The following is a 26233-nucleotide window of genomic DNA, read 5'->3' as shown; positions in this document are numbered from 1 at the left end:
GGCCCGCCTGCGACGCCGCCGCGGCCGCTGCCTGAAGAACCGGACAGCAGCAGGCCAGCAGCAGGCACCCGACAGCGCGCCGCCGGCAGGCCGCCGGGCCGGTACGCCGGCTGCCGGCGGACCTGGGGTGGAACCGGCCGGCCCGGCCCCCTCCGAGGTGACCGGGCCGGCCGTCCTTTGCCGTCCTCATTCCCGGGATGAACGGCGGCCGGCGCCGCCCGCTTCGCCGGCCGGCAGCCGGCCAGGCTCGACCTCTGCCGCCGCCTCCAGGGACGCGGCGTCCCCGCCCCGCGCCCGGCCCTCCGGGCAGTCGGGCCGCAAGGCGCAAGCCGGGCAGCGCGGGTTTCGAGCATGGCAGATTCGCCGGCCGTGCCAGATCAGCCAGTGGTGGGCCCGGGACCACTCGGCTTCGGGAAACTTTTCCATGAGCTCCTGCTCGACCCGTTCGGGGGTGGTCCCGGTGGCCAGCCCCAGCCGCCGGGCCACCCGGAAGACATGGGTGTCGACGGCAATGGCCGGGATCCCGAAGGCGTTGCTCAGCACCACGTTGGCCGTCTTGCGACCGACACCGGGCAGTTGCATCAGCTCTTCCCGCGTCCGGGGCACCTGGCCGCCGTGCCGCTCGACCAGGATGCGGCAGGCGGCCAGCAGGTTGCGGGCCTTGTTCCGCCACAGGCCGATGGTGCGAATCATGGCCCCCAGCTCGTCTTCGCTGAGCTCCAGCATCGCCTCGGGGGTGGGGCAACGGGCAAAGAGGGCCGGAGTCACCTGGTTGACCGCAGCGTCGGTGGTCTGGGCCGACAGGATGGTCGCCACCAGCAACTCGAAGGGCGTGCTCCAGTGCAGGGCCGTGGTCGCCTGAGGATACATGCGGGCCAGGGTGGCGCGGATCCGGGCGATGCGGGCCGCCTCGGCCCCTGCGGCATCCCCGGCTGCGGGCGCGGTCGCAAGCGCAGCACCGGCCGGATCCGGGGCCATGGGATCGACGGTCGCCGGCCGGTCCGGTCCTGCAGTGGCCCGGGCCGGGGCCTCTCCACCGCCGGGTGCAGGCTTCGGCTCCGGTGCCGCGGCCGTCCTACGGGCAGGGCGTCGCGGGCTCGCAACAGGGCGGGCCGGTTCATCCCGCCGGCGCCGTTCTTTCCTGCCGCTCGGATCCTGCGGGCCTGAGCGGCGGGGCGAAGCAGAGGAAGGGTTCACGGGCTTTCACCGCTGCCTAGCCTACCATGGCGCCGCATCCGGCGGTAGCCGTCACCCGAAACGTCGTCACCGGTTCCCGGCGGCCGATCCACATGGATCGGCGGTGCCGGTCTTACCCGTCCATGGGCGGGTGCCGGTTTCCCGATGCCTCGGGGACGGCCCGCCTGGCGGCAGGTCTTGCATCCCGTCCGCGGGCGTTGAACATCTCCGCGCCACTCCCGGCGACGCGGCGAACCGGGCCGCGAGATTCCGGGCCGGCACGTTCAGGCACCGCCACCACGCCATCGGTGGTCGCCAGGTGGTGCCCAGCCCGCCCTTGCGCCGGGAACCGCTTAGCCCAGCTGCGCCACCAGCGCCTCCACCAGCCGCCGGGCCACTTCGCCCGGGGCGGCCGCCAGCTGCGGCTGGGGGCACCAGAGGGGCTCGCCCGGCGCCCAGACCGGTTCCTGCCCGTCCCGGTGGGGCAGCCGGTACCGGGGGATGAACCCGGCCGGGGGCTCGGCGAAGGCCCGGAGCTGCATGCCGCTGGCCCCCACCTGCAAGAGCCACCCCCGGGGGCCCCCCACCGCCGGCTGAAGGGGGCCTTCCGGCGCGGGCCCGACCGCCGGTGCGGTCCCGACCGCCGGCGCGGGCTGCCCAGCCGGGGGGCGCCCGCCCACCACGCCGCGGTCATCGGCCGGCTTCCCCTCCCCATGCCCGGCCCCGCCCCCCTCCGCCGCCAGCTCCTCCAGCCACCGGCGGAGGATCGCCTCCACCCGAGCCGGGGCGATGAAGAACAGGGGCAGGGGATCCTCCGGATCGTTGGGAGCCGTGAGGCTGGCGGTGGCCACCCGCACCGCCCCCTCCCGCGCCCCGCCTGCTCCCGGCGGAAGCGGCACCGGGGCGGCCAGCAGGTGCAGCCAGGCATCAAAGCCCCCGGGCGGGCGGATCTCTTGCCGCCGGTCCGCCAGGGCGGCCCGGGTTGCGGCCAGGGCGGGTTCGTCCGCCTCGGGAGCGGGATTCGGGTGCTCTGGGATCACGGTTGTCCCTCCTTGGGCCGGCGAGCGGCCTGGCGAGCCAGCGGGCCACCCGGCGCGGGCCGCCGCCCGCTTGGCTCTGGCCGGGCAGGTAACTCCTTGGGCTGGCCGGGTACCTGGCGCGCCCTCTCAATGGCATTGTACCGGGAACCCAGCGCGCTCGCGGCCAGCGGGGCAGATGATGGAGCATGCGGCCGGCCTGAGGCCGAGCCACCGTCAGGCCCCGGACCCGGCCAGAGGAACCGGCCGCCAGCGCCGCCGCATAGCCAGCGGATGCCCCGTGGCCCGCGGACGAAGGTCAACCCGCAGGGCAACACGCAGCGGCACTTCAGGGGCAAGGGGCCGCCTCCCCTGCGCCGTACGGGCCGGTGGGCTCGCCTGGCCCCCGCCGGCAGCTCCTCGGGCGGCTCGGCGGCGCTTCCCTGCGCGGTGGCAAGACTTGAGGGGAGAACCTAACCACCGTCCCGGCAGAGAACGGGTGCCTCCCTTGCGGCGCCGCACGCGGGCTTCAAGGGGTGGGACAAGGCTTTCGGGGCCCTGGGGCCCCGGAAGTCCCGGCGACCTGGGAGGTCCCCGAGGGTCTCGGTCCCGGGGCTCCCGGTGGAAGGAGGGATGGTATGCCCCCCGCACCGGCCCTCTCGCCCGGGGATGGGCGGCTGTTCATCATCGTCATGATCGCCGTGCTGGCGTCCCTCGCCGTGGCAGGGGCCGTGCTCTGGCTGGCCCGGGGCCTGCTGCTGGACCGCCTCGCCGACCGGGTGGTGCGCCGGTTCCTCAAAGACCCGTACCGGGAGAACCTCTGGGATCTGGCCGTCGGGATGCAGCGGATCCCGCCGCCGCTGCTGCTGGAACTGGAGCTGCGGGCCGACAAGGGCAAGCTGCTGGAACGCCCCCTGGGCGGGCTCCGCCGCTACAGCCGCTGGGAGGACATCGCCTTCAACCCGGCCCAGCTGGCCCGCCGGCCCCTGCCCCCCGGGGCGCGGGTGGACACGTCGGCCGTCCTGGGTCCCCGGGCGGAGCGTCCCCTTCACCTGGCGACACCGCTGCTGGTCAGCGCCATGGGGTACGGCGTCGGGGTCAGCAAGGCCGTGGCCCTGGCCCTGGCCCGGGGTGCCCACCAGGCGGGCACGGCGTACAACGCGGGGTCCGGGCCCGTGTTGCCCGAGATCCTGGAAGCCGGGGGTCCAGTGATCCTCCAGTACACGGGAGGCCCGTGGAACCAGGTTCCGGACGAACTGGCCCGGGCGGCCATGGTGGAGATCCGGCTGGGGCACGGCGCCCGGGGCGCCCTGGGCCGCCTGATCCGCCCGGATCGCCTCCCGGAGGAGGCCCGCCGGCGCATGGGCGCGGCCGGGCACAAGTCGCTGCTCCTCGAGGCCCCCCTGCCGGAAACTGAAAGCCTTCGGACCTTCCGGGAACTGGTCGACCGCCTTCGCCAGTTGACGGGCGGGGCCCCGGTGGGCGTCAAGCTGGTGGCCACCCACCACCTGGAGCACGACCTCTTGTGGGTTCTGCAGGCGGGGGTTGACGTGATCGCCATCGACGGCTCGGAGGGCGGGACCAGCGAAACCCCGCCCATCCTGGCCGACGACTTCGGCATCCCGACCCTCTACGCCCTGGTCCGGGCCGCCGCCCTGCTGGAGGCCGCAGGCGTCCGGCAGCGGGTCAGCCTGCTGGCCGGCGGCGGCCTGCGGACGCCGGGCGAGTTCTTGAAGGCCCTGGCCCTGGGCGCCGACGCCGTCTACCTGGGTACAGCGGTGATCATGGCGGCCACCCACGGCCAGCTCAGCAAGGCGATCCCCTTTGAGCCCATCACCCAGCTGGCGTGGGCCACCGGCCAGCTGGCCGGCCGGTTCGACCCCGGCCAGGGTGCGCGGACGGTGGCCAACTTTCTGCGGGCCTGCACCCTGGAGATGGCCGAGGCTGCCCGGGCCCTGGGCCGCGACAGCCTGCGGGCCGTCGACCGCTCGGACCTGGTGGCCCGGACGCCGGAGGCGGCCGACATCCTGGGGCTTCCCCCGGCCTGGCGGCCGCCCCGCTCACGGCCCTAGGGGGCGCGCAGGCGGGCCGCCCCCTTCCGGCCCTACCGGGCGCGCGGGCAGGACCGCCCCGCTTACGTCCCTAGGCTTATCGACCCTTGCGGTCGCCCGGCTTCGCCACCCTACCGGGCGCCCGGGCGGGCGCCTAGAGCCGCAGGTCGCTGCTGTGGGCCGGCTGCAGCGAGGCCTCCGGGTCCAGCTGGGTCTTCAGCTGGCTGATGGCCATGGCGGCCTCGGCGAAGCCCACGGCAATGAGCTTGATCTTGCCCGGGTAGCAGGCCACGTCGCCGATGGCGTACACCCGGGGCAGGGAGGTGGCGCCACCTGGGCCCGTCACGATCTCGTGGCCCTGCACTTCAAAGCCCCAGCCGGCCAGGCTGCCCAGATCTGCCTTGAAACCCAGGCAGGGAACCAGCACGTCGCAGGGCAGGTCCACCGTGGTCCCCGTGTCCTTGCGGGCCACCCGCACCCACTCCAACTGCCGATCGCCCCCGGCGTCGACCACCTCGGCATCCAGCTCCAGCCGGGCCGGGCTGGCCTGGAGGGCGCGAACACTCTCCTCCACGGCGCGGAACTGGCGGCGGCGGTGGACCAGGGTGACGGACTCGGCCACCTCCAGGGCCATCAGCGCCCAGTCGACGGCCGCATCGCCGCCACCCACGATGACCACCCGCTTGCCCCGCAGGTCCTCGAGGCGCTGGACGCCGTACATCAGGCCGCGCCCCTCCCAGCGGTCAAGCCCCCGGGCCGGCAGCCGCTTGGGCTCAAAAGCGCCCAGCCCCGCCGCCACCACCACACCCCGGGCCCGGACGAACCCGCCTCCCGAGAGGCCAATGCGGTAGGCCACCAGGTCCTCCGGACCGGCCGCGCCGGTGCCCCGCTCCGGCCAGACCGGTTCCTCCGCTCCGCTCCCGGCTATCTCGGGGGTGAGGGTCTCCGCCCGGGTGTTGAGCCGTACATCGGCCCCAAAGCGCAGGCCCTGCTCGATCAGCCGCTCGGCCAGCTCCCGGGCCCGCACCCGCGGGAAACCCGCCACGTCGTAGATCCACTTCTCGGGATAAACCAGGGCCGGCTGGCCGCCCAGCTGACCCGCCGCCTCGAGGATCACCGCCCGCATGCTGCGCAGGCCCGCATAAAAGGCAGCAAACAGGCCCGCCGGCCCGCCGCCGATGATGGCCACGTCGTAGAGGGGCGGCTCAGGTGTCTCGGACGTCTCGAGCGGCTCGGGCGTCCCGGCCGCTTCCCCCACCCCGTTCCACCCCGCCTTGTCCTGTGCCCCGGTCCCGTTCCGGCTCTCCGGTCCCACGGTTCCTCCGCCTCCCGTCCCCGGCTTGCCGCCCGTCCCCGGCCGGCCGCAAGGCCGGCGACACCGCCCCTGTGGGCGGGACGCCTCCCGCTGTGACGGCGGCTGCCCCCGCCGGCCCTCCGGAGCAGCACGGCATGCCGGTTCTTCCAGAGGAACCAGTGTAGCGGAGGAACCTGAGGGCAACCTGAGAATGGGCTGAAGAGCGGCGCCAGCGGCCCCGTCCGGGCCCGGTCCCCGCCCCTCCCCCGCCTGCCGGCGCCTTCCCGCGCTGCCGGCGCCTTCCGGCGCGATTTTCCGAGGGTCTCCCCGGTTCCGGAGCCGCCCGGGCCCGATACCTTGAACGGCCCGCAGCCGGAACCCCCAATCCAACCGCCGGGGGACGGCCCGGGGCCCACCTACCCGGCGCAGCATCGCGGGCAGGCCGGCGCCCGCCCCCCCACCGGCCGCCCACCCGGACGGCCGCGCCCGACGGCTGCGCCAGCCAGCCCCTCAGGCGGGCAGGCGCACGGTCACCGTGGTGCCGCGGCCGGGGGCGCTGTCGATGGTGATTTGGCCCTGGTGCTGTTCCACGATCCAGCGGGCGATGGGCAGGCCGAGGCCCGTTCCGCCGGGGTCGCGGCTGCGGGCGGGGTCGGCCCGGTAGAACCGCTCAAAGACATGGGGCAGGTCGGCCGGAGGGATGCCGACGCCGGTGTCGGCTACCGTCAGGACCGCACCGCCGTCCCCGGCGGCCTGGAGGCCCAGGGTGATCCGGCCGCCGGCGGGGGTGTACTTGATGGCGTTGTCCAGCAGGATCAGCAAGAGCTGCTTGATCCGGTCCCGGTCGCCGGGGACGCGCACGGGCTCCAGAGGATCCAGCACCAGCTCCTGCCCGCGCACCAGCCGCCGAGCCTCCTGAAAGGCTTCCAGGACCACGGCGTCCACGTCCACGGGTTTGATCACCAGGGGGACCCCCGCGTCGGCCCGGGCCAGGGAGAGCAGGTCGGCCACCAGCCGGCTCAAGCGCTCGGCCTCGTTACGCGCTTCCTCCAGGGCCTGGGCCTGTTCTTCCGGCGGCAGGTCGGGACGGCGCCGCAAAAGGTCCAGGTTGCCCAGGATGGCCGTCAGGGGCGCGCGCAGCTCGTGGGAAGCGTCCGCCACGAACCGCTGCTGCAGCCGGTAGGCGGTTTCGATGCTGTCCAGCATCTGGTTGAAGGTGGCGGCCAGCATGGCCAGCTCGTCCCGCCCCGTGGCCTGGACCCGCCGGGACAGGTCCCGGGAGCTGGCGATGGCACGGGCGGTCTCCGTCAGCCGGGCCACCGGGCGAAGGGCGCTGCCGGCCACCGCCCAGCTGCCCGCCCCCGCCACCACCAGGCCCAGGGCGCCCAGGCCGGTCAGCAGGACGCGGAAATCGGCCATGGACGCATCCAGGCCCCCCAGGGGAGAGAGGGTGACCACGAACCCCGGCCCGGCCCCGGTGGGGTCGCCCCCCCGCTCCACCGGGTGAACGAAGACCCGCCAGCGCTGGCGGCCGTCGTGGATGGTGGCAAAGGCACCTGCCGTGCTCCGGGGAACCTCCACGATGGACGGCGCCAGGGCCGGGACGAAGCCGTAGGCCGGTCCCTCGGGCCGGTCCAGGACGGCCTGCGGGTTCACCGGGGGTGCCACGTCGTCGGGCGAGCGCTGCAGCAGCTGGCCGTCACGGGCGTAGAGCCGCACGGCCAGGGCCACCCCCTGCTGGCCGGCCAGGTGCCCCAGGTGGGCCGAGGCGGCCGGGTCGGCCGCCGTGGCCGCGGCGGCGGTGATCAGCGCGCGGTCGATGGCCTCGTAATGGGCGCGGGCGTGAAAGGCGTAGCTGGCCATGGAGCCCACCAGCACCACCACGGCCATCACCGCACCGAACCACACCACCAGGCGCCAGCGCAGGGGCAGCGCTCATCCCTCCCGCAGGACGTAGCCGACGCCCCGCACGGTGTGGATCAGCCGCGGCTCGCCCTCCGCCTCCAGCTTCTGGCGGAGCTGCTTGACGTACACCTCGAGGACGTTGGCATTACCGCCGAAGTCGTAGCCCCAAACCCGCTCCAGCAGCTGGTCCTTGTTCAGGACCTGCCGGGGATGGAGCATGAACTCATGCAGAAGCTTGAACTCCAGCGCCGTCAGGTGGATCTCCCGCTGGCCGCGCCGGGCCGTGTAGGTACCGGTGTCCAGCACCAGGTCGGAGAAGCGCAGCACCTGGGGCCGCTCGACCTGATGACGGCGCAAGAGGACCCGCACCCGGGCCACCAGCACCTCGAAGGTGAAAGGCTTGACCACATAGTCGTCGGCGCCGGCCTCCAGTCCCCGCACCTGATCGGCGGGCGCATCCCGCGCCGTCAGGAAGAGGACGGGCAGTTCGGGGTCCGCCGCCCGCAGGCGCTGAAGGACCTCCAGCCCATCCATGCCCGGCATCATGATGTCCAGGATGACCAGGTCAGGCGGCTGCTCCCGGGCGATCCTCAGCGCCTCTTCCCCCGACGAGGCGGTATCGACGGCAAAACCTTCGTAGGATAGACCCCGCTTGAGCAGGCTGGTGACGGCGGGATCATCGTCAACCACCAGGATTCGCTCCACGCGGTCTCCCCCCGGGCGCAGGCCGCGCTGGCGCCGCGGCCGGTTCCGCCTCCCATTGTCGCCGGGCGGGCGGATCCCGGTCAATGCGGGAAGAACCGGCACCCCCGCGCCCCTGCGCCCGGCGGCGCCGGCAGCGGCGGGCGCGGGGGCTTCCGCGCGCTGGGCGCCCGCCGGGGGTACGGGGCCATCCGGGGATGAGGATACCGCCATGGCCATCGCCTCCTCGACCGGGCGCGACGGCGCCGGCTGCCGCCGGCGCCGTCGCGTGCCCTCCGTCGCGTGCCCTCCCCAGGTCTGGATGTCGCTCGGGTCGCCTTCCGTGAACCCGGAACCGCTCGTGAACCCCGAACCGGGCAGCCGGCGAGTCGGCATCGCCAGGGGCCGGTCTGCCGTCCCGGTCAGTGCTTGCGCTCGAAGACGGCTCCCGGCTGCCACGGCGTGCCCAGGGCGGGCAGCGCCCAGCGGTCCAGGCCGTACCAGCCCGCCACCCGCCAGGCCAGCACGATCCAGGTGGCCACGATGAACATCACCGGGTTGCTGCTCACCGTACCGGCGAAGAGGAAGTTGGCGTTCATGAAGCTGCCGGCGAAGGCCGCGATGCCGGTGAAGAGCCCCAGGATGAGCGCGGTGCCGATCAACACCTCGCCGTACGCCACCAGGTGGCCAAAGAGCGGAGCATTGGGCAGCGCAACGCGGTCGATGAACCAGGCGTACCAGCCCGGCACGTCCGGGTGCTCGCCGGTCGTCTTGGCCAGCGCCCCCTTGAGGAACCCTGTCACCGCCGCACCGGCCTTGTCGCCGGTCCACGCGGGGTTGCCGATCTTGTGCAACCCGGCCTCCAGCCACTGCCACCCCAGCCACACCCGCAACACCAGCCAGATCCAGGCCGAGCGGGTATCGCTGAACAGCCACCGCGCGAAGGGCGGCTCGGTGAAGATGCCGTGCCGCTGTTTGATGCCCTCTACGGGCCGGGCCTGCGTCATGGCGCTCGCGCCTCCCGTCGTCGCCATGGCCCATCGCCTCCTTCTGGCTCCAGCATGCAGGGCGAGGCTGAAAGCCAAATAAAAGGGATCTGAAGGCGGGCTGAGAAACGGGCCGGAGCGGGTCGCGACGCGCCGTGCGTGGCGCCGCGCCTGGCGCCGTGCCTGGCCGGCGTTATACTTCCGCTGGTCGTGGCGGGGGGAAGCCGGGTTCCAGACGCTTGGAGGCGCCGGCAGGCGGCAGGGAAGGTTGGGGGCGCCCCCACCCCCGGCCTGCGGGAGCGAATGGGGCACGATCCCTGCAGACGCCCCGACCGGGAGGCTGGCCACGCCAGCCTGCGGGCACCGCGGCAGGCTGCCGGCAGGCGCGGTCCTGGCCGCCCCGGGCGCCGGGCGGCCGGTGGCAGGCCGTGCGCCCCCCTGGTGGGCCTTAAGGTAGCACTCAGCTGCTCTTCAGGGTTCGATCAGCCGGCAGGTGCATGATGCAGGAGAAGACCCGTGCCGGACGGGCCTCATGGCCGGCCGGCCGGTTCGCCCCCAACCCGGTCGGGACGAAGGGAGGCATGGCCATGAAGGGTACGTCGGGGACCAGCCAGGACCGGCCCGGCTCGGTGAGCGGCCCCACCCCGGAGCAGAGCCTGGCCGACCCCGCTCCGAGGCTGGCCCGGCGCCTGCGGGACGAGGGCCTGCGCCTGACGCCCCAGCGCCTGGCGGTCTACCGCTGCCTGCAGGAGTTCGCCGCCCGGCACCACCACCCCACGGTGGAAGAGGTCCACCAGGCCCTGGCCGGCGTCCTGCCCCTGGCCAGCGCCGCCACGGTCCGGCGCACCCTGGACCTGCTGGTGGAACTCGGCCTGGCGCGCCGGGTCACTTTGCCCGGCGAGGCGGAGCATTTCGACGGCGACCCCCACCTGCACGTGCACGTCCACTGCCGCCAGTGCGGGCGGGTGGAAGACCTCCCCTTCCCCCAGCTGGAGCGGATGGAAGAGGAGGTCGTCTCCCGGACGGGCTTCGTCGTGACGGGACAGTCCCTGGTCTTTACGGGCCTCTGCCCGGACTGCCAGCGGGCGACAGGTGACCTGGCCCGCATCGCGGGCCACCTCGCCCGGCCTGGCGGGCCCGCCCGTCGGAAGCCGCCCGAAACCGCCTGAAACCGGCCGAAACTGCCAGCGGCCACGTGAAGCCGCCGGAAGCCGCTTGAACCCGCTGAACCCCGGCCGCGACCGCTTGAGGCCACGCGCAGCCCGGCCGTGCCGCCCCAGGCGGCCGGGCCCTCGTCAGCGCTTCCTGCATGACCTTTCCCTGCCTGGTCCGCCGCCCTCCGGCCCGGCCGCCGTTCCCCGGCGCAGCCCCAGCCGGCCCGCCGTCGCCCGCCCGCACCGCGCGGCACCATGGCGGACCCTCCTAAAGGCCACATCGTTGCCAGGAACCCGGCACCGGGCAACGAACTAGCCGGTGGAGGGGTGTCCATGCCACGGCGCCGCTCACAAGCCGGCTCCGGTGGCGGCTTTTACCGGCCTGCGCCGGGGGGCCTGGTGGCCGTTGCCCTGGTCTTGCTGCTGGTGGCCGGGCTGATGGCCTGGCGCGCCCTCGGGCCGGCCCCTTTCCCCGGCGAGGCCCCGGACCCGGCCCCACCCCAGCCCGCTCTAGGGGACCCCGGGGACGCGGAGCGCCCCGGCGAGGATGAACCGGCCCCCGGTCCGGAGAGCCCGCGGTCGCCCGCCCCGGGCAGCGCCGGCGGGCAGAACGGCGGCGCCCCGGGCCGGAACGCCGGTTCGTCCGGGGCCGGGGCGACCTGGCGCCTGGAGACGGTGGCCACCGGCCTTGAGGTTCCGTGGGATATGGCCTTCGACCGGCGGGGACGGCTCTTCTTCACCGAGCGGCCCGGCCGGATCAACCTGCTGGACGGCGGCCGGGTGGTCACCCTGGCCACCCTGCCGGACACCGTGGCCACCGGCGAGAGCGGGCTGCTGGGCATCGCCCTGCATCCCGGCTTCCCTGACCCGCCGTACCTCTACGTTTACCAGACGTACCGCGCCCGGGACGGCGCCCTGCGCAACCGCATCCTGCGGTTCAGCGTGGAGGACGGCGCCCGTTCAAGGGCGGCGGGTGCGACGCCCCGCCTGACGGACCGGCAGGTGATTTTTGATGGGATTCCCGCTGCGGCCATTCACGACGGCGGCCAGCTGGAGTTCGGCCCCGACGGCAAGCTGTACGCCACCACGGGCGACGCCCGCCAGCCCGAGCGCGCCCAGGACCGGGAGAGCCTGCACGGGAAGATCCTCCGCCTCAACCCCGACGGGTCGGTTCCCCCGGACAACCCCTTCGGCCCCGGTAACCCCGTCTTCTCCTACGGACACCGCAATCCCGAGGGCCTGGCCTTCCACCCCTCCTCGGGGCGCCTTTATGCGGTGGAACACGGCCCCGACGCCTGGGATGAAGTCAACCGCATCGAGGCGGGAGCCAACTACGGCTGGCCGGTGGCGGTGGCGCCCAGCGCGCACCGGGGCCGCTTCACCCCTGCCCTGCGCAGCTACGACCCCATCATCGCGCCGGCCGGAGCGGCCTTTTACCGCGGCCCCATCCGCGCCTGGGACGGGAGCCTGTTCTTCGGGACCCTGGGCTTTCAGCCCGACAGCCCGGGCCGGCACCTGCACCGCCTTCGCCTGGACGCCTCGGGCACCCGGGTGGTGGAAGAAGAAATCCTCTTCAAGGGCGAGTTCGGCCGGATCCGGGCCGTCCAGACGGGGCCCGGCGGCTGCCTCTATTTTGGCACCAGCAACCGGGACGGGCGGGGCGAGCCGGGCCCGCTGGACGACCGCATCCTGCGCCTGTGCCCGCAGGCCGGCTCGGAGTGAGGAAGGGGCCCGGAACATCACGGTACCACTTGACATCCTGCGGGCACGCGCGTGCGGCTGTATAGAGATCGGGGTACCGGGAAGAGAGCCTGTGACCAGCGCTGCCAGCAGAAGGCGACGACACGACCCGGCTACCCCGCTCCTCCGGCTCCGGGCTGCCCACCTCCCAGCTGTCCCCGCGCCATCGCACAGAACCGTGGCACCATCCGTTCGAGGGTGCGGAGGATGCCTGCGGTGTGTCCATGAGCGGCCTCCGCTCGGAAGCGAGCTCCGTAAGAGCCTGAGCGATCCGTTCGGGCATCAACCCGAACTGGTGCACCAGGAACGTGTCAGGGTGCTGGACATCGATCCCGTAAGGCCGGCAGGCCGCAGCGGGGAAGTCGGTGACGTTGAAGGTCACGATGACGTCCGCCCTGGCTGCCACCGCCGCCGCAAGCACGTGGCGGTCCTTCGGGTCGTTGGTCATGGCGAGAATGAGGTGATCGTAGGCCTCGCGCGGTACCATCGCGTCCGGGAATGCGTCCTCCATGACGCTGCGCACGTAGCGGGCACCCGCCGCGGCAACCGAGGGCTCGGGCGCACGGGCTCGGGCAGCAAGGTTACGCTCCATCTCGTCCAGGACGTCGGGACTCCAGCGGATCTGGCAGATGCCGGCCTCCGCCAGGCTGAGCAGTACGTCACGTAACGCCGCGGCGTAGAGCACATTGGCGTCGAGGAAAGCAACGAACGGCACAGCTCAGCCGCCCCCAACATCCGGTTCGTCGTATAGCCCCAGCGCCTCCGAAGCGCGGCGCAGTTCCCGAAGCGCCTCCCTCCGGCGACGGTCGCGCAGCTCCTTGTAGGCCAGCACGTCCCGCAGATAGATGCGACGGTGCGTACCCACCATGTGGTAGGGGATCTTCCCCTCCTCCAGCAGGCGGACCAGGTACGGACGCGAGACCTGAAGCAGGTCGGCGGCCTGCTGAGTGGTGAGCTCCTCGTCATAGTGCAGCACGGCCACGGACTGACCGCGCGCCATGGCTCGCACCACGTCGACCAGGACGCGGAAGACGGATGCGGGGAGCTCCAGCCTGCGGCCGGCGGAGTCGGCGAGGAAATACCGCAGGGTGCCCCCGTTGTCCGCCGCCTCCAGCGCCGTTCGCAGGTTCGCAATGTCTTGCGCCTCCTCCGGCCGCGCCGAAACCGGTCCTCGAATCGTATCCGCCGCTGCCATCACACCACCCCCCTTCACCATTATTATGGCCATAAACGAAATAACCGTAACCTTCTTCTTCGGGGACGTGGTAGACCGTCCCGTCCGGGCCGATCCGGGCTACCGAGCCTACACCGCCGGCGATGCGCCCGCCGCACCGCCCAGGGCGGCCCAGACGGCTTCCGCGGCGGCCTCGCCCTGGCGGATGCAATCGGGCACCCCGACGCCGAAGTAGCCTGCCCCCGCCAGGGCCAGCCGCGGGTGTTCCTGCAGTCCGGCCCGGACCGCCGCCATCCGGTCCAGGTGGCCCACCTCGTACTGGGGCATGGCCCGGGGCCAGCGGTACACCCTCACCAGCTCCGGCTCCCCTTCCACCCCCGCCAGTTCCGCCAGGTCCGCCCGGACCCGGGTCACCAGCTCGTCGTCGGGAAGAACCAGCGGATCCTCGCCCGGCCGCCCGGCAAAGGCGCGCAGCAAGGCCATGCCCGGCGGTGCCGTACCGGGCCACTTGCTGGAAACCCAGGTGCAGGCGGTGATGAACCGTCGTTCTTGCGGGGGCACGATGAAACCGCTGCCCTCCAGCCGGCCGGCCCGCTCTTCCGGATAGGCCAGAGCCACCACCGCCGTCGGCTTGTAGGGAATGGCCGCCAGATGCTCGGCGACGCCCGCCAGAAAGGGCTCCAGCAGCGGTGCTGCCCGCCAGGCAGGCACCGCCAGCACCACCGCGTCCACCGTTTCGGTGCCGCCGTCCTTCACCGTGAGGCGGTAGGCCGGTCCCCGGGCCCCCCGGGCGCCCTCCTTCGCCCCACCTGGCCCGGACGTCCCGGAGACGGCCCCCAGGCTCAGGTGGGTGAACACCGGTTCGAGGGCGACGACGGGAGAACCGGTAACGATGCGGCCGCCCAGCTCCTCAATGCGCCGGGCAGCCACCCGGGGCAGGCGGCCAAGCCCGCCCCGCAGGGTGACAAAGGGGGACCGTCCCCCGGGTCCCGGCGCGGTCGCAGGCGCCGAATGAGGCGCGCCTCCCCGGGCTTCGGCCTGGGCTCCCGGCGCGCCCGGCCCGCCCCCGGCCGGGCGCGCCGGCGCCCCCGCCGCCGCGGCCGCCCCGGCCGTCCCGGTGGCTGAACCGGACTCCGCAGCCGCGGGTCGTGCCGCGGCCGCCACCCGCGCCCGGCGCTGGCGCGCCATGCCGCGCACCAGGCTGCCGAACTCCCGTTCAAGCTGCACCAGCTGGGGGAAGGTAGCCCGAATGCTGAGCCGCTCGGGATCACCGCTGGCGATCCCCGCCAGAAGCGGGGCCGCCAGGCGGTCCGTCACCTGGCGGCCCAGCCGCCGCCGGAGGAACGCCGCCACCGATTCGTCGGCTCCGTCGCGCCGCGGCGGAATGAGCGGTTCCAGGCTGGCGCGCAACTTGCCCGAAAAGCTGAACAGCGGCGAGGCCCACAAGGCCCGGGCCCGGACGGGCACGCCCAGGGAAAAGCCCTCCGGCATGGGCTGCAGCCGCCCCTCCCAGACGACAAAGGTCCGCCCCGCCGCCGGGCCGGGGCCCACCAGCTCTCCTCCGAGGCCCAGGCGCCGGGCCAGCTGAATGCCGTGGGGCTTGGAGGCCACCAGGGAATCGGGTCCCTGCTCGATCACAAAGGAACCCGCTCGCTCCGTTTGCACCTTGCCCCCCAGGCGGTCCCCCGCTTCGATCAGCACGACCTCCAGGGCCACACCGTGCCCGCGGGCCAGCTCCAGAAGGCGAAGGGCGGCCGCCAGACCGGCGATGCCGCCCCCTACCACCGCCACCCGCGGCGCGGCGAAACCCGAAGGAACCGCAAGCGCCATGGAACTCACCCCACCTGGGGGCCCTCGGGCCGGGCGCCTGAGGCGGCCGCCTCATGCCGGGTCGCCCCGAGGCGGTCGAGCACCAGGTCTGCCAGGACCTCGATGAAGTCAGCGTCGGCATTGAGGGAAGGCGTGCGGGCAAAGACCAGCCCCACTTCCTCGGCCACCTGGCGCGCCTCGATGTCCAGGTCGTACAGGACCTCCAGGTGGTCGGCCACAAAGCCCGCAGGGCAGACCACCACCGCCCGCGCCCCCTCACCGGGCAGCTGACGGATCACCTCGGTCACATCCGGTCCCAGCCAGGGATCGGCCGTGCGGCCCGCGCTCTGATACGCCACGCGCCAGCGGGACAGGCCCGCCGCCGCCGCCACCTTGGCCGCCGTCTCTTCCACGTGGCGCGGGTACGGGTCGCCGCGGTCCACCACCGGCTGGGGGATGCTGTGGGCGGTGAAGATGACCACGGCATCCTCCCGCAAGGCCGCAGGCAGCTCCGCCAGGGCCCGCTCGACCCGGCGGGCCAGGGCGGCGATGAACCCCGGATGGTTGTGGAAGTGGTCGATGAAATGGACCGCCGGCGCCCCGGGATGCCGGGCCAGGGCCTCCTGGGCGGCCCGGTGGTACAGAGCCACGCTGGCCGCGGAATACTGGGGCGCCAGTACCAGCCCCACAGCCTCCTGGGGCCGGGCCGCCACCAGACGTTCCACGGCCTCGGCGATGAAGGGCGCGATGTGCAGGTAGCCGACAAAGGCCTCCACCGGGCGCCCCAGCCGCTCGGCCACCACCGCCGCTACCTGGCGAGCCTGTTCTTCCGTGATCTCATGCAGGGGCGATTTCCCGCCGATGGCCTTGTAGCGGTCGATCAGCTCTTGCAAGAGCTCGGGCGTAGGCGGCCGCCCGTGCCGGATGTGGGTGTAGTACGGTTCGACCTGGTCCAGGCTCTGGGGTGTGCCGTAGGCCATGACCAGCAGGGCCACCAGGTCCTTCCGTCCAGGGCCGGCCGCCGGCGCGCCCTGCCCCGGATCGGAATGGCCCGGCTTCTGGCGCAGGTTTTGATCCATGGCTGTTCCCGCCTCCCAGGCCACGTTAGCATAACCAGCAGGTCTCTTGCCTTGGGTCCGCAACCGGGACGGCGGGTCCGTAACCAGAACAGCGCCTGGGCACCCCGGACGCGGCCGTGGCGCCGCCCCCCACCGAACGGTCTCGGGCGGAAGCCCGCCCTCCGGCCGAACGGCCTCAGGCAAAAAGCCCAAAAGAGCCACCAGATGGGGCGGGCCCATAAAAAACAGGGAGCGGCGCCGGGAAGATCCCGGCACCGCGCTGAAGATCCCGGCACCACCCCTGGGCTGCCGTCCGGCCCCACCCGGCTCCATCGCCCGGCCGCCAGCGCGCCAGAGACCCAACCCGGAGGCTGCGCCCGCCGGACCCAGGATGGGGCCGGCCTGCCGCCGGCCGGCCCCATCCTGGGCCGCCAGAACACCGCCGGGCCCGGCGACCCAGCCTTACCGGAGCCACGCCTCCACGACGTCGCGGTTTTCCTCCAGCCAGGCCTGCACGCCCTTTTCCGGCTGGTCCGCGCCGTGGTCCTGGATGGCGGCCTCAAGCTCCGCCAGCTGCTCCCCGGTCAGCTTGAAGCGGCCAAGCCACTCCGCCACTTCGGCAAAGTCCTCACTGAACCCCTGGCGTGCGATCATCTGGATCTCCTCGGCCCCCGTGGGGTTCATCAGCCCCTTGGGGTCCTCCAGGTAGCGGATGTCGTACTTCGCGAAGGCCCAGTGGGGCCGCCACAGGGTGACGACGATCCACTCCCGGTTCTGGATCGCCCGGTCCAGCTCGGCCAGCATGGTCGGCGTGCTGCTCTGCACCAGCTCCCAGTCGTCGAACCCGTAACCCGGGATGGCGCTCTCCCGGGTCACCCGCATCAGGCCGGCGCCCGCCTCGATGCCGACGATGCGCTTGCCGAAGCGGTCGGCATACTGCTTCAGGTCTTCGATGCTCCGCGCCTCCACGTAGTCCGGCACGGCCAGCCCCAGGTCCGCCTGGTCGTACCAGGTGCCCAGGACCTCCACCTGGTCCTCGAACCGGTCCATGTACTGGCCGTGGGTCGACGGCATCCACACGTCCATGAACAGGTCGATGCTGCCGTTGGCCACCGCCGCGAAGAGCGGCGCCACCTCCACCTGCGTCAGGGTCACCCGGTAACCCTCTTCCTCCAGCAGCTGCTTCCACAGGTAGGAGACGGCGATGTCCTCGTCCCAGGGGATGTAGCCGATCTCGATGGACCCCTTGTCCCCACTGCTGTTGCCGTTCCCTGCGCCCGTCCCTCCGGCGCCGCCGCATGCCGCCAGCACCAGCGCCGACAGGGTGGCGAGCACCGCCACCACCTTGTGCAGTCCTCGCCCGCGGGCCGCTCCCTTGCCCATGCCTTCACCTCCGCATGAGATTCCTGGTTCGCTTCATTTCCGGTTCACTTCCGCTGCGGGCCGGCGGCCACCGGCCCAGGTCCCGTATCCGTCCTGCGGCGACCTGGCCGCGCCCTTCCCTGGCGGGTTCCACCAGGCCAGACCCATCACCCCGCCTGGGCCGTCACGCCGCCTGGGCCGCGCCGCCCGCCCCTTCCCGGGACCGGGGGCGACGCCGGGAGACCCGGCCGGCCAGGCCCTCGGTCACCCGGTCCAGGTACACCGCCAGCAACACCACCGCGAGGCCCGACTCAACCCCCAGCGGGATGTCCAGGGCCGTCAGGCCGCGGACCACCTCCGCGCCCAGGCCGGGCGCGCCGGCCATGCCGGCGATGACCACCATGGACAGCGCCAGCATGATCACCTGGTTGACGCCCGCCATGATGGTGGGCAGGGCCAGCGGCAGCTGGATCTTGCGCAGGATCTGGTTGGGGGTCGAACCGAAGGCGCGGCCGGCTTCGACCACATCGGCGGGTACCTGGCGGATGCCCAGGTCGGTCAGCCGGATGGCCGGCGGCACCGCGAAGACCACCGTGGCCAGCAGCCCGGGCACCACCCCCGCGCCGAAGAACAGCACCGCCGGCAGCAGGTGGACGAAGGCCGGCAGGGTCTGCATCAGGTCCAGCACCGGCCGCAGCACGGCCCGCAGCATGGCCGACCGGCTGGCGGCGATCCCCAGGGGGATGCCGACGCCCACCGCGATCACCGTCGCCGCCAGCACCAGGGCCAGGGTCTGCATGGCCGGTTCCCACTCGCCCATGGCCCAGACCAGGACGAACGCGGCCGCCGCGAACAGCCCGAACCCCCGGCCCCGCAACCACCAGGCCAGCGCCGCCAGGACGGCCATCACGGCCAGCGCCGGGCCCGCCAGCAACAGCGAGGTAACGGCCTCGACGAGAGCAGACACGCCGGCCGCCAGGCCGTCCCAGAGGGGGTCGAAGGCCCGGAGCAACCAGTAGATCAGCGCTTCGGCCCCTTCTCCCAGGGGAATGTCGATCTCAACCATCCCCGGCAACGGACAGCTCACCTCCTTCCACCGCCGCTTCCGCATCCGGCGGGCCGGTCCGGTTCTGACCGGCCGCAGCCGCGGGGCCGGGGGCCGGGACCGGGCGGCCCGGATCCTCGGGAGCGCCGCCGGGCGCGGCCCCGTCACCGGTCCCGCGGTCCTCCACCCGCACGTGGCCGGCCATCCCGGCCAGGACCTGGACCCGGGCCACCAGCCCCACCAGGCGGCCACGATCGTCCGTCACGGCCACGGGCCAGGGGCTCCGGGCAATGGTGGGGATCAGCTCGTGCAGGGTGGTGTCGGGCTGGCAGGTGGGCACCTCCGGGCGGACCACCCCCGCCAGGGTCCGGTCGCCCCGCCGCGCCGCCGCCAGGGCGTCGTCGGCGGTCACCAGGCCCCGCAACCGGCGCTCGCGGTCGACCACGAACACCGAGGAAAGCTGCAGCTCCTCCATCTTGCGCAGGGCCACCCGGGGGCCGTCGGTTTCCCGCACCGTCTCCGGGCGCCGCATGACGTTCCGCGCGGTGAAGACCTTGCTGCGGTCCACGTCCTCGGTGAAGGACGCCACGTAGTCGTCGGCCGGCCGGGCCAGAATGCCCTCCGGCGTGTCCACCTGGACGATGCGGCCGTCGCGCATGATGGCGATGCGGTCGCCCAGCTTCAGCGCCTCGCTCAGGTCATGGGTGATGAAGATGATGGTGCGGTGAAGCTCGGCCTGCAGCTGCAGCAGCTCATCCTGCATCTCCCGCCGGATCAGGGGGTCCAGGGCGCTGAAGGCCTCATCCATCAAGAGGATGTCGGCGTCGGTGGCCAGGGCGCGGGCCAGGCCCACGCGCTGCTGCATGCCACCTGAAAGCTCCCCGGGGTAGCTGGACGCCCACTGGGCAAGGCCCACCGTTTCGAGAGCCTCCAGGGCGCGCCGGCGGCGCTGGGCCGGTTCGACCCCACGGATCTCCAGCCCGTACTCCACATTGCCCAGCACCGTGCGGTGGGGCAGCAGGGCGAAGTGCTGAAAGACCATGGCGAAGCGCTGCCGGCGCACCTGCAGAAGTTCCCGCGGGCCCAGGGCGGTGATGTCCTGGCCGTCCAGAAGGATCCGGCCGGCGGTGGGTTCCACCAAGCGGTTGAGACACCGCAGCAGGGTGGACTTGCCGCTGCCCGAGAGGCCCATGATGACGAATATCTCACCGGCATCGACCGTCAGGCTGGCGCCGGCCACGGCCAGGGTGTGGCCGGAGCGCTTCAGGATCTCGTCCTTGGATCGGCCGGCGCGGGCCAGCTCCAGCGCCTCCCGGGGCCGCGGGCCAAAAATCTTGTAAACGTCGTCGACGACGAGACGAGCCACGCGCGTCCTCACCTCCCTTTCACGCTAAACAGCTTCCCGTCAAGCGGGGACCCGATGCGGGCTGCGCGAGGGAAACAAAAAACCGGCCTGTCGCGGAAGCCGGTCCGGTTGTCAGCCAGCAGCCGTTAATTTGGGAACTGCATCCTTCTTGTTGATATCACAATTTTTCGTTCAATTCAAGGTAAAGAGGTTTTTGCGCCCCATATTATGTCAATCCAGCGTCCCTAATGAGCCCCACGCGGCGTGCTTTCCAGTCTGGATCGACCATTCGCTCCGGATCGCCTATCGGCTGCCGGTTCGTTCCTCTATACTGGGGGCGGAAGCGGATGCCGGGCGGGCCCGCCGATCCCCGGTGAGGGATGGGTGTCAAAAGGCCGGCGGCACCCTGTCCCGCCAGGGCGCCGGGCGCCGGCCGGCTCCAGAGGAGGCCAGCACCGTGGAAGTCATCAAGATCTCGCCCCGCGGCTACTGCTACGGCGTGGTGGACGCCATCGCCCTGGCCCGCCGGGCAGCGGCCGACCCCACTCTCCCCCGGCCGATCTACATCCTCGGCATGATCGTCCACAACCATCACGTGGTCGAAGAACTGGCGCGGGAAGGCATTCACACCCTGGACGGCGAGGACCGGCTCTCCCTGCTGGAGAAGGTCGAAGGCGGCACGGTGATCTTCACCGCCCACGGCATCTCCCCCCAGGTGCGCCGCCGGGCCATCGAAAAGGGGCTGACCTGGATCGACGCCACCTGCCCGGATGTGACCCGGACCCACGAGCTGATCAAGGACCGCGTGGCCAAGGGGTTCGAGATCATCTACATCGGCAAGAAGGGCCACCCCGAGCCCGAGGGCGCCATAGGCGAGGCACCGGGCCACGTCCACCTGATCGAAACGGCCGACGACCTGGACACCCTGCCCCTGGACCCCGCCAGCACGCCCAAGGTGGCCGTGGTGACCCAGACCACCCTGAGCAAGTGGGACACCGAGGCCCTGATCCGCGAAGTGCTGAAGCGCTACCCCCACGCCGAGGTGCACAACGAGATCTGCCTGGCCACCCAGCTGCGGCAGGAAGCGGCGGTGCGCCAGGCGCGGGAAGCCGACGTGGTCATCGTGGTGGGCGACCGGCGGAGCAACAACTCCAACCGGCTGGTGCAGGTGGTACGGGAGATCGCCCGCCGGCCGGCATACCTGGTCGACAGCGTGGAGCAGATCGACCCCGCCTGGCTCAGGGGCGCGCGGCGGGTCGGCGTCACCGCCGGTTCATCGACGCCGAGCCAGATCACCCGCAAGGTGATCGAGTGGCTGGAAGCCTACGAGCCGGACGAACCGGCCGGGGCGGGCGATCGGGCTCGGGCCGCCGGCACGGCGCCGCAAGTGGAGGCGCCGGAGCCCGTGGTGCCCGAACACGCTGGCTGATTGGCACCCGCCTGTGCAACCCGCCTCACCGGTGGAACCCGCTCCTGCCCCCGACCGGTTGGGCAGGCGGTGGGCTGCCGGCGCAGGGGTGGGCTGCCGGGATGAAGAAGGGCGGGCGCCTGGGAGCCGGCCTGCTGCCGTGCCCTACACCGACCCCAGCCCCGCCATGCGCATGATGCGCTCCCACAGCGGCTCCGGCACCGGCATGACCGACAGGCGCGAGTTGCGTACCAGCTCCCAGTCCTTGAAGGCCGGGTCCGCCTTGATCTGCACCAGGGCCACCGGCCGCGGCAGGCGCAGGCGCGCCTTGAGGTCCACGGCCACCCAGCGCCCGGTCGGGTCGGTGGGGTCCGGGTAGGCCCCGCGCACAACCTCGGCCACCCCCACCGCCTGCTTCTCGCTGCCCGTGTGGTACACCAGCACCAGATCCCCGGGCTGCATCGCCTTCATGTGCTTCTGCGCCAGGTTGTTGCGGACGCCGTCCCAGTAATCGGTCCCCTCGCGCTCAAGGTCGGCGTAGCTGTACACCGACGGTTCGGTCTTGACAAGCCAGTAGGCCACTGCGGCCATCGACTCCTTTCCTCCAGCCGAGTCCTTCGTGCCGGCGCTCGCCCTGGTCCCCGCAGGTGCCGTGCCGTCGCCGCGCTCTTCTGCTACAGTGTTGCCTTGGTAACACGGTGACCGGGCAACCTCCGGCAATCTGTCCAGGACCGTGTGGCCAAGGGGGCAAGGCCGTGCTCCGCACCTTCATGCGCGCCAAACTGCACCGCGGCACCATCACCGAGGCGAACCTGCACTATGTGGGCAGTCTGACGGTGGACCGGGACCTCCTGGCCGCGGCGGACATCCTGCCCGGCGAGCTGGTCCAGGTCATCAACGTCACGACCGGCGCCCGTTTCGAGACCTACGTGATCCCCGGTCCGGCGGGCTCCGGCGTGCTGAGTGCCAACGGCGGCGCTGCCCGGCTGGTTCATCCGGGGGACCAGGTGATCGTGATCGCCTACGCGCAGCTCGCGCCCGACGAGATCCCCGGCTTCCGGGGCCGCGTCGTGATCCTGGGCGAGGGCAACCGCATCCTGGAGGTACGGGAGCAGCCCGCCGTGCTGTGACCTCACAACCAGAACCGTCGCCGCCGCGGCGCCGCCGGCCGCGGCAGATGGATGCGCTCCCCCGCCAGCACGGCGGCCGTGGCCCGTTCAACCGTGACCAGAGTCTGGGCGCCGCCGGGCAGGCGCTCCAGCACCCGGTACGCCTCCGCCAGTCGCGGCGGGCGCTGGGCGTTGTGGGCGTCCGAGCCGACCAGGTGCACCATGCCCCGCCGCACCAGCCACTCGACCACCCGCCGCGCCGGATCCTTGCGCGGCCGCAGCAGGCTGGACGCCGTGATCTGCAGCCACACCCCCCGCTCCACCAGCGGCACCAGCCACTGCGGGCGCCGCTGCACGGGCAGGTAGCGCTCAGGGTGGGCGATGACCGGGACCGCCCCCGCCGCCTGCAGATCGAAGAGCACCCCTTCGACGTAGGGCGGCAGGGCGATCATGTTCCACTCCACCAGGACGTACGGTCCCTCCCCGCCCAGGGGCACCACCTCGCCCCGCCGCCACTGCATGGCCGTCTGGGGCATGAGGAAGATCTCGCTGCCCGGCCGCACCTTGAGCGGAACGCCGGCCGCGTCGAGGCGGCGCTGGAACTCCGCCGTCAGGGCGCGGATGGTCTCGGGGCGGTTGTCGTAGACCTCGGGGTCGATGTGAGGCGTCAGGATCAGCTCCGCCGTGCCGTCGGCCACGGCAGCGCGAGCCAGGGCCAGGGACTCGTCCCAGTCCGCAGCGCCGTCGTCGAGGCCCGGCAGCAGGTGGCTGTGGACGTCTACGCGTGCTCCCGCGGTCACCGTGTCCCTCCTGCATCCGCCACCGGTGCGCGCATCGATGAGCGCATCTTTTCAGGAACCCCGTTGCCTTCCCGGTCGCCCGCCGCCCGCATCCTTCCCGGTTATGCGGGGCACCCCGCGCCCATCCCCGGCTCGAACGGGCGCACCCGCCTTCCGCGCTCCGGCGTACCTGCGGAACGCCGGGCGGAGCAGGCGGAGCACCCGGGGGCCATCCGGCCCGCGCCTACGCGGAAGCCGGAGCACCCGCCTCCGCCGCCGTGGCGCCCGACGGGTGCGGGAAGGCCGCCGCCAGCTCCCGTACGCGGTCCGCGATGCGGTCGAGCTCGGCCGGTTCGTCCCGGTGGCGCAGGGCCGCAGCAATCAGGTGCCCGATCTCCCGCATCTCCGCTTCGCGCATCCCCCGCGTGGTCAAGGCCGGCGTGCCTAGGCGGATGCCGCTGGTCACCATGGGGGGCTGCGGATCGAAGGGGATGGCGTTCTTGTTGACCGTGATGCCGACCCGCTCCAGCACCTGCTCCGCCTCGCGGCCCGTCACGCCCAGGGAGCGCAGGTCGACCAGCATCAGGTGGTTGTCGGTGCCGCCGCTGACCAGGCGGAGCCCCTCGGCGGCCAGGGTCTCGGCCAACGCCCGGGCGTTGGCCACCACCTGACGGGCGTACTCGCGGAAGGCGGGCTGGGCCGCCTCGTGGAAGCACACGGCCTTCGCCGCGATGACGTGCATCAGCGGCCCGCCCTGCATGCCGGGGAAGACCGCCTTGTCCAGGACCTTGGCCTCGGCCTCCCGGCACAGGACGAACCCGCCCCGCGGCCCGCGCAGGGTCTTGTGGGTGGTGGAGGTGACGAACTCGGCATAAGGCACCGGGTTGGGGTGCTCGCCGCCCGCCACCAGGCCGGCGATGTGGGCCATGTCGACCATCACCTTGGCCCCCACCTCGTCGGCGATGGCGCGGAACCGGGCGAAGTCGATGATCCGCGGGTAGGCCGACGCCCCCACCACAATGAGCTTGGGGCGGTGCTCGCGGGCCAGGCGCGCCACCTCGTCGTAGTCGATGCGCTCGGTCTCGGGATGGACGCCGTAGGCCACCACCCGGTACAGCTGGCCCGAGAAGTTGACGGGGCTGCCGTGGGTCAGGTGGCCGCCGTGGGCCAGGTTCATCCCCAGGATCGTGTCCCCAGGCTCGAGGGTGGCGAAGTAGACGGCCATGTTGGCCTGGGCGCCCGAGTGGGGCTGGACGTTGGCGTGCTCGGCGCCGAAGAGGGCGCAGGCCCGCCGGCGGGCCAGTTCCTCCACCTGGTCGACGAACTGGCAGCCGCCGTAGTAGCGGCGGCCCGGGTAGCCCTCGGCGTACTTGTTGGTCAGGGCGGAGCCCATGGCCTCCAAGACGGCGGCGCTGGTGAAGTTCTCTGAGGCGATGAGCTCCAGGGTCTCGCGCTGGCGGCGGTGTTCTTCCCGGATCCAGCGCAGGATCTCAGGATCCGTGGCGGCCAGGGCGCTGTTCACCCTGCTCTCCTCCTCTCGGCCGGCCGGTGGCGTTCGTGCCGGTGGGTGCTTGCCGTGGTTCCAAGCCGTTGTTGCAAGTGTTCGCATGCGGCCCTCGATCACCTGCAGGGCAAGACACCTGGGAGCGGCGCGCCGGTGCCCAGGTGCCGCACCCCGCGCCCCGGCAGGCCCCCGCCAGGCGGGCCAAATCGGCCTTGCCTAACCTAACTTTTTTAAAGTAACTTGATATTCGGAAGACCCAGCCCCCGGGGCAGACTGGAACCGCACCGCGCACCCCCGGGGCAGGCGGCGCCACAGCCCCCCGGCGGGTACCGCCATCGGGCAGGGCCCCGTTCGCGCAGGGTCCGCAACGGCCACGGGCAACGATCTCGGCGACCCGGCCGGTTCGTCCGGCACCGAGACGCCCCCGCTCGGCGGGCCCGGACGCGCCGCCAGCAAGGGAGGGCCATCCTTGGAGATCGGCATCTACAGCTTCGGCGACCGCAACACCGACCCCGAGACCGGGCACTTGATCAGCCCCGCCGAGCGCATCCGGCGCCTCCTGGAGGAGATCGAGCTGGCCGATCAGGTGGGGCTCGACGTCTTCGGCGTCGGCGAGCACCACCGCCCGGACTACGTGGTCTCGGCACCCGCCGTGGTGCTGGCCGCGGCGGCGGCCCGCACCCGCCAGATCCGCCTGACCAGCGCCGTCAACGTGCTCAGCTCCGACGACCCCGTGCGGGTGTTCCAGCAGTTCGCCACCCTGGACCTGATCTCCGGCGGCCGGGCCGAGATCATGGTGGGGCGCGGCTCCTTCATCGAGTCCTTCCCCCTCTTCGGTTACGACCTGCGGGACTACGACGCCCTGTTCGAGGAAAAGCTCGACCTCCTGCTCAAGCTGCGGGAGGCGGAGCGGGTGACCTGGTCGGGGAAGTTCCGGCCACCCATCCGCGACCGGGGCGTGTACCCGCGCCCGATCCAGAACCCGATCCCGGTGTGGATCGCCGTGGGCGGTACGCCGGAGTCGGCGGTGCGGGCGGGGCGCCTCGGCCTGCCCATGGCGCTGGGGATCATCGGCGGCATCCCCGCGCGCTTCCGGCCGCTGGTGGAGATCTTCCGGCAGGCGGCGCGGGAGGCGGGGCATCCGGTGCCGCGGCTGAGCATCAACTCCCACGGGTTCATCGCCGACACCTCCAAGGAGGCGGCGGACACCGCCTTCCCCGCCTTCAAGGAGGTCATGGACCGGCTGGGCCGCGAGCGGGGCTGGGGACCGCTGACCCGGGAGCAGTTCGAGTGGTCGCGATCGCTGCACGGCGCCGACTTCGTCGGCAACCCGGAGGAGGTCATCGAGAAGATCCTCTACCAGCACGAGCTGTTCCACCACGACCGCTTCCTGCTGCAGCTCACGGTGGGCACGCTGCCCCACAAGAAGGTCCTGCGGGCCATCGAGCTGTTGGGCACCAAAGTGGCGCCGGCGGTGCGGAAGGCGCTGCGGAAGAGCGACGACGGCGAAGGTGAGGTTGACGCCGGGACCGGCCCGGGCCGCGACGGCCGCGCGGAGGCCGGCGAAGGGACTCCCGTCCCCCGCGGTGCCGGGGCCGGCGTAGGAGGAGAAGGGCCGCGGACCTAGGGACTCATGA

At 72.6% G+C, this 26233-nt stretch carries 21 protein-coding genes and 1 pseudogene; 6 read left to right on the top strand and 16 right to left on the bottom strand.

Translation table 11 applies throughout. The features are described from left to right. Nucleotides 1-186 precede the first annotated feature (186 nt). Together nth and DYI95_RS12965 are read right to left on the bottom strand one after the other, a co-directional pair. Nucleotides 187-978, bottom strand: coding sequence for an endonuclease III (nth, locus tag DYI95_RS03830; protein WP_116900735.1), 792 nt, complete (start codon nt 976-978; stop codon nt 187-189). Between the two features lie 551 nt (nt 979-1529). Continuing rightward, a complete protein-coding gene (locus tag DYI95_RS12965; protein WP_116900736.1) occupies nt 1530-2216 on the bottom strand; it encodes a hypothetical protein in 687 nt (228 codons plus the stop codon). A gap of 614 nt (nt 2217-2830) precedes the next feature. Here DYI95_RS12965 and DYI95_RS03820 point away from each other — a divergent pair. Then, on the top strand, nt 2831-4264 hold the full coding sequence (locus DYI95_RS03820) for an FMN-binding glutamate synthase family protein (protein ID WP_116900737.1): 1434 nt from the start codon (nt 2831-2833) through the stop codon (nt 4262-4264). Between the two features lie 133 nt (nt 4265-4397). Here the strand turns inward: DYI95_RS03820 and DYI95_RS03815 are convergent, their stop codons facing one another. The 4 genes from DYI95_RS03815 to DYI95_RS03800 all read right to left on the bottom strand — a co-directional run bounded on the left by DYI95_RS03815 (nt 4398) and on the right by DYI95_RS03800 (nt 9157). Then, nucleotides 4398-5558 carry an NAD(P)/FAD-dependent oxidoreductase gene (locus DYI95_RS03815; protein WP_116900738.1) on the bottom strand — a complete coding sequence of 387 codons (1161 nt, stop codon included), beginning with the start codon at nt 5556-5558 and terminating at the stop codon, nt 4398-4400. A 489-nt stretch (nt 5559-6047) separates the two neighbouring features. Next, complete coding sequence (locus tag DYI95_RS03810; RefSeq protein ID WP_116900739.1) at nt 6048-7448, bottom strand: cell wall metabolism sensor histidine kinase WalK; 1401 nt, start codon at nt 7446-7448, stop codon at nt 6048-6050. Between the two features lie 24 nt (nt 7449-7472). Then, nucleotides 7473-8147: a response regulator transcription factor gene (locus tag DYI95_RS03805; protein ID WP_116900740.1), complete on the bottom strand. Its 675-nt coding sequence runs from the start codon at nt 8145-8147 to the stop codon at nt 7473-7475. Nucleotides 8148-8545: 398 nt separating this feature from the next. Beyond that, nucleotides 8546-9157 carry a DoxX family protein gene (locus DYI95_RS03800; protein WP_203530704.1) on the bottom strand — a complete coding sequence of 204 codons (612 nt, stop codon included), beginning with the start codon at nt 9155-9157 and terminating at the stop codon, nt 8546-8548. 539 nt (nt 9158-9696) lie between these two features. Between DYI95_RS03800 and DYI95_RS03795 the strand changes: the two genes are divergently transcribed. Together DYI95_RS03795 and DYI95_RS03790 are read left to right on the top strand one after the other, a co-directional pair. Beyond that, on the top strand, nt 9697-10278 hold the full coding sequence (locus DYI95_RS03795) for a Fur family transcriptional regulator (RefSeq protein ID WP_116900741.1): 582 nt from the start codon (nt 9697-9699) through the stop codon (nt 10276-10278). Between the two features lie 318 nt (nt 10279-10596). Next, entirely contained in the window at nt 10597-11985 is a 1389-nt protein-coding gene (locus tag DYI95_RS03790) for a PQQ-dependent sugar dehydrogenase (RefSeq protein ID WP_116900742.1), read from the top strand. Nucleotides 11986-12382: 397 nt separating this feature from the next. Here DYI95_RS03790 and DYI95_RS13220 read toward each other — a convergent pair. From DYI95_RS13220 to DYI95_RS03755, 7 genes and pseudogenes are all read right to left on the bottom strand, one after another. Continuing rightward, nucleotides 12383-12718: pseudogene (locus DYI95_RS13220) on the bottom strand (PIN domain-containing protein); the annotation flags it as partial. A gap of 3 nt (nt 12719-12721) precedes the next feature. Continuing rightward, a complete protein-coding gene (locus DYI95_RS03780; RefSeq protein ID WP_116900746.1) occupies nt 12722-13198 on the bottom strand; it encodes a helix-turn-helix domain-containing protein in 477 nt (158 codons plus the stop codon). A 108-nt stretch (nt 13199-13306) separates the two neighbouring features. After that, nucleotides 13307-15007, bottom strand: a complete 1701-nt coding sequence (gene hemG, locus DYI95_RS03775; protein ID WP_116900743.1) for a protoporphyrinogen oxidase — start codon at nt 15005-15007, stop codon at nt 13307-13309. 5 nt (nt 15008-15012) lie between these two features. After that, a complete protein-coding gene (hemH, locus tag DYI95_RS03770) occupies nt 15013-16065 on the bottom strand; it encodes a ferrochelatase (protein WP_116900744.1) in 1053 nt (350 codons plus the stop codon). A 441-nt stretch (nt 16066-16506) separates the two neighbouring features. Then, nucleotides 16507-17427 carry a glycine betaine ABC transporter substrate-binding protein gene (locus DYI95_RS03765; protein WP_116900747.1) on the bottom strand — a complete coding sequence of 307 codons (921 nt, stop codon included), beginning with the start codon at nt 17425-17427 and terminating at the stop codon, nt 16507-16509. Nucleotides 17428-17590: 163 nt separating this feature from the next. Next, nucleotides 17591-18481 carry a proline/glycine betaine ABC transporter permease gene (locus DYI95_RS03760; protein WP_116900748.1) on the bottom strand — a complete coding sequence of 297 codons (891 nt, stop codon included), beginning with the start codon at nt 18479-18481 and terminating at the stop codon, nt 17591-17593. Continuing rightward, on the bottom strand, nt 18465-19817 hold the full coding sequence (locus DYI95_RS03755) for a glycine betaine/L-proline ABC transporter ATP-binding protein (RefSeq protein ID WP_116900749.1): 1353 nt from the start codon (nt 19815-19817) through the stop codon (nt 18465-18467). The genes DYI95_RS03760 and DYI95_RS03755 overlap by 17 nt, the downstream gene beginning before the upstream one ends. Nucleotides 19818-20253: 436 nt before the next feature. On the opposite strand from DYI95_RS03755, the gene DYI95_RS03750 reads away from it, so the two are divergent. Then, nucleotides 20254-21225 carry a 4-hydroxy-3-methylbut-2-enyl diphosphate reductase gene (locus DYI95_RS03750; protein ID WP_116900750.1) on the top strand — a complete coding sequence of 324 codons (972 nt, stop codon included), beginning with the start codon at nt 20254-20256 and terminating at the stop codon, nt 21223-21225. A gap of 144 nt (nt 21226-21369) precedes the next feature. Here DYI95_RS03750 and DYI95_RS03745 read toward each other — a convergent pair whose 3' ends face one another. After that, a complete protein-coding gene (locus DYI95_RS03745; RefSeq protein ID WP_243149853.1) occupies nt 21370-21795 on the bottom strand; it encodes an EVE domain-containing protein in 426 nt (141 codons plus the stop codon). Nucleotides 21796-21974: 179 nt separating this feature from the next. Between DYI95_RS03745 and panD the strand changes: the two genes are divergently transcribed. After that, entirely contained in the window at nt 21975-22334 is a 360-nt protein-coding gene (gene panD / locus DYI95_RS03740; RefSeq protein WP_371731899.1) for an aspartate 1-decarboxylase, read from the top strand. Between the two features lie 2 nt (nt 22335-22336). Here the strand turns inward: panD and DYI95_RS03735 are convergent, their stop codons facing one another. Both DYI95_RS03735 and glyA read right to left on the bottom strand, forming a co-directional pair. After that, nucleotides 22337-23113, bottom strand: a complete 777-nt coding sequence (locus tag DYI95_RS03735; RefSeq protein WP_116900752.1) for a tyrosine-protein phosphatase — start codon at nt 23111-23113, stop codon at nt 22337-22339. Between the two features lie 223 nt (nt 23114-23336). After that, on the bottom strand, nt 23337-24614 hold the full coding sequence (glyA, locus tag DYI95_RS03730; protein ID WP_116900753.1) for a serine hydroxymethyltransferase: 1278 nt from the start codon (nt 24612-24614) through the stop codon (nt 23337-23339). A 451-nt stretch (nt 24615-25065) separates the two neighbouring features. On the opposite strand from glyA, the gene DYI95_RS03725 reads away from it, so the two are divergent. Continuing rightward, entirely contained in the window at nt 25066-26223 is a 1158-nt protein-coding gene (locus tag DYI95_RS03725; protein ID WP_243149852.1) for an LLM class flavin-dependent oxidoreductase, read from the top strand. Nucleotides 26224-26233 lie beyond the last annotated feature (10 nt).

The organism is Thermaerobacter sp. PB12/4term, assembly GCF_003403315.2.
Taxonomy (GTDB): domain Bacteria; phylum Bacillota; class Sulfobacillia; order Thermaerobacterales; family Thermaerobacteraceae; genus Thermaerobacter.
The sequence above is the reverse complement of the archived record's forward strand: the minus strand, read 5'-3'. Positions and strand labels throughout refer to the sequence as shown.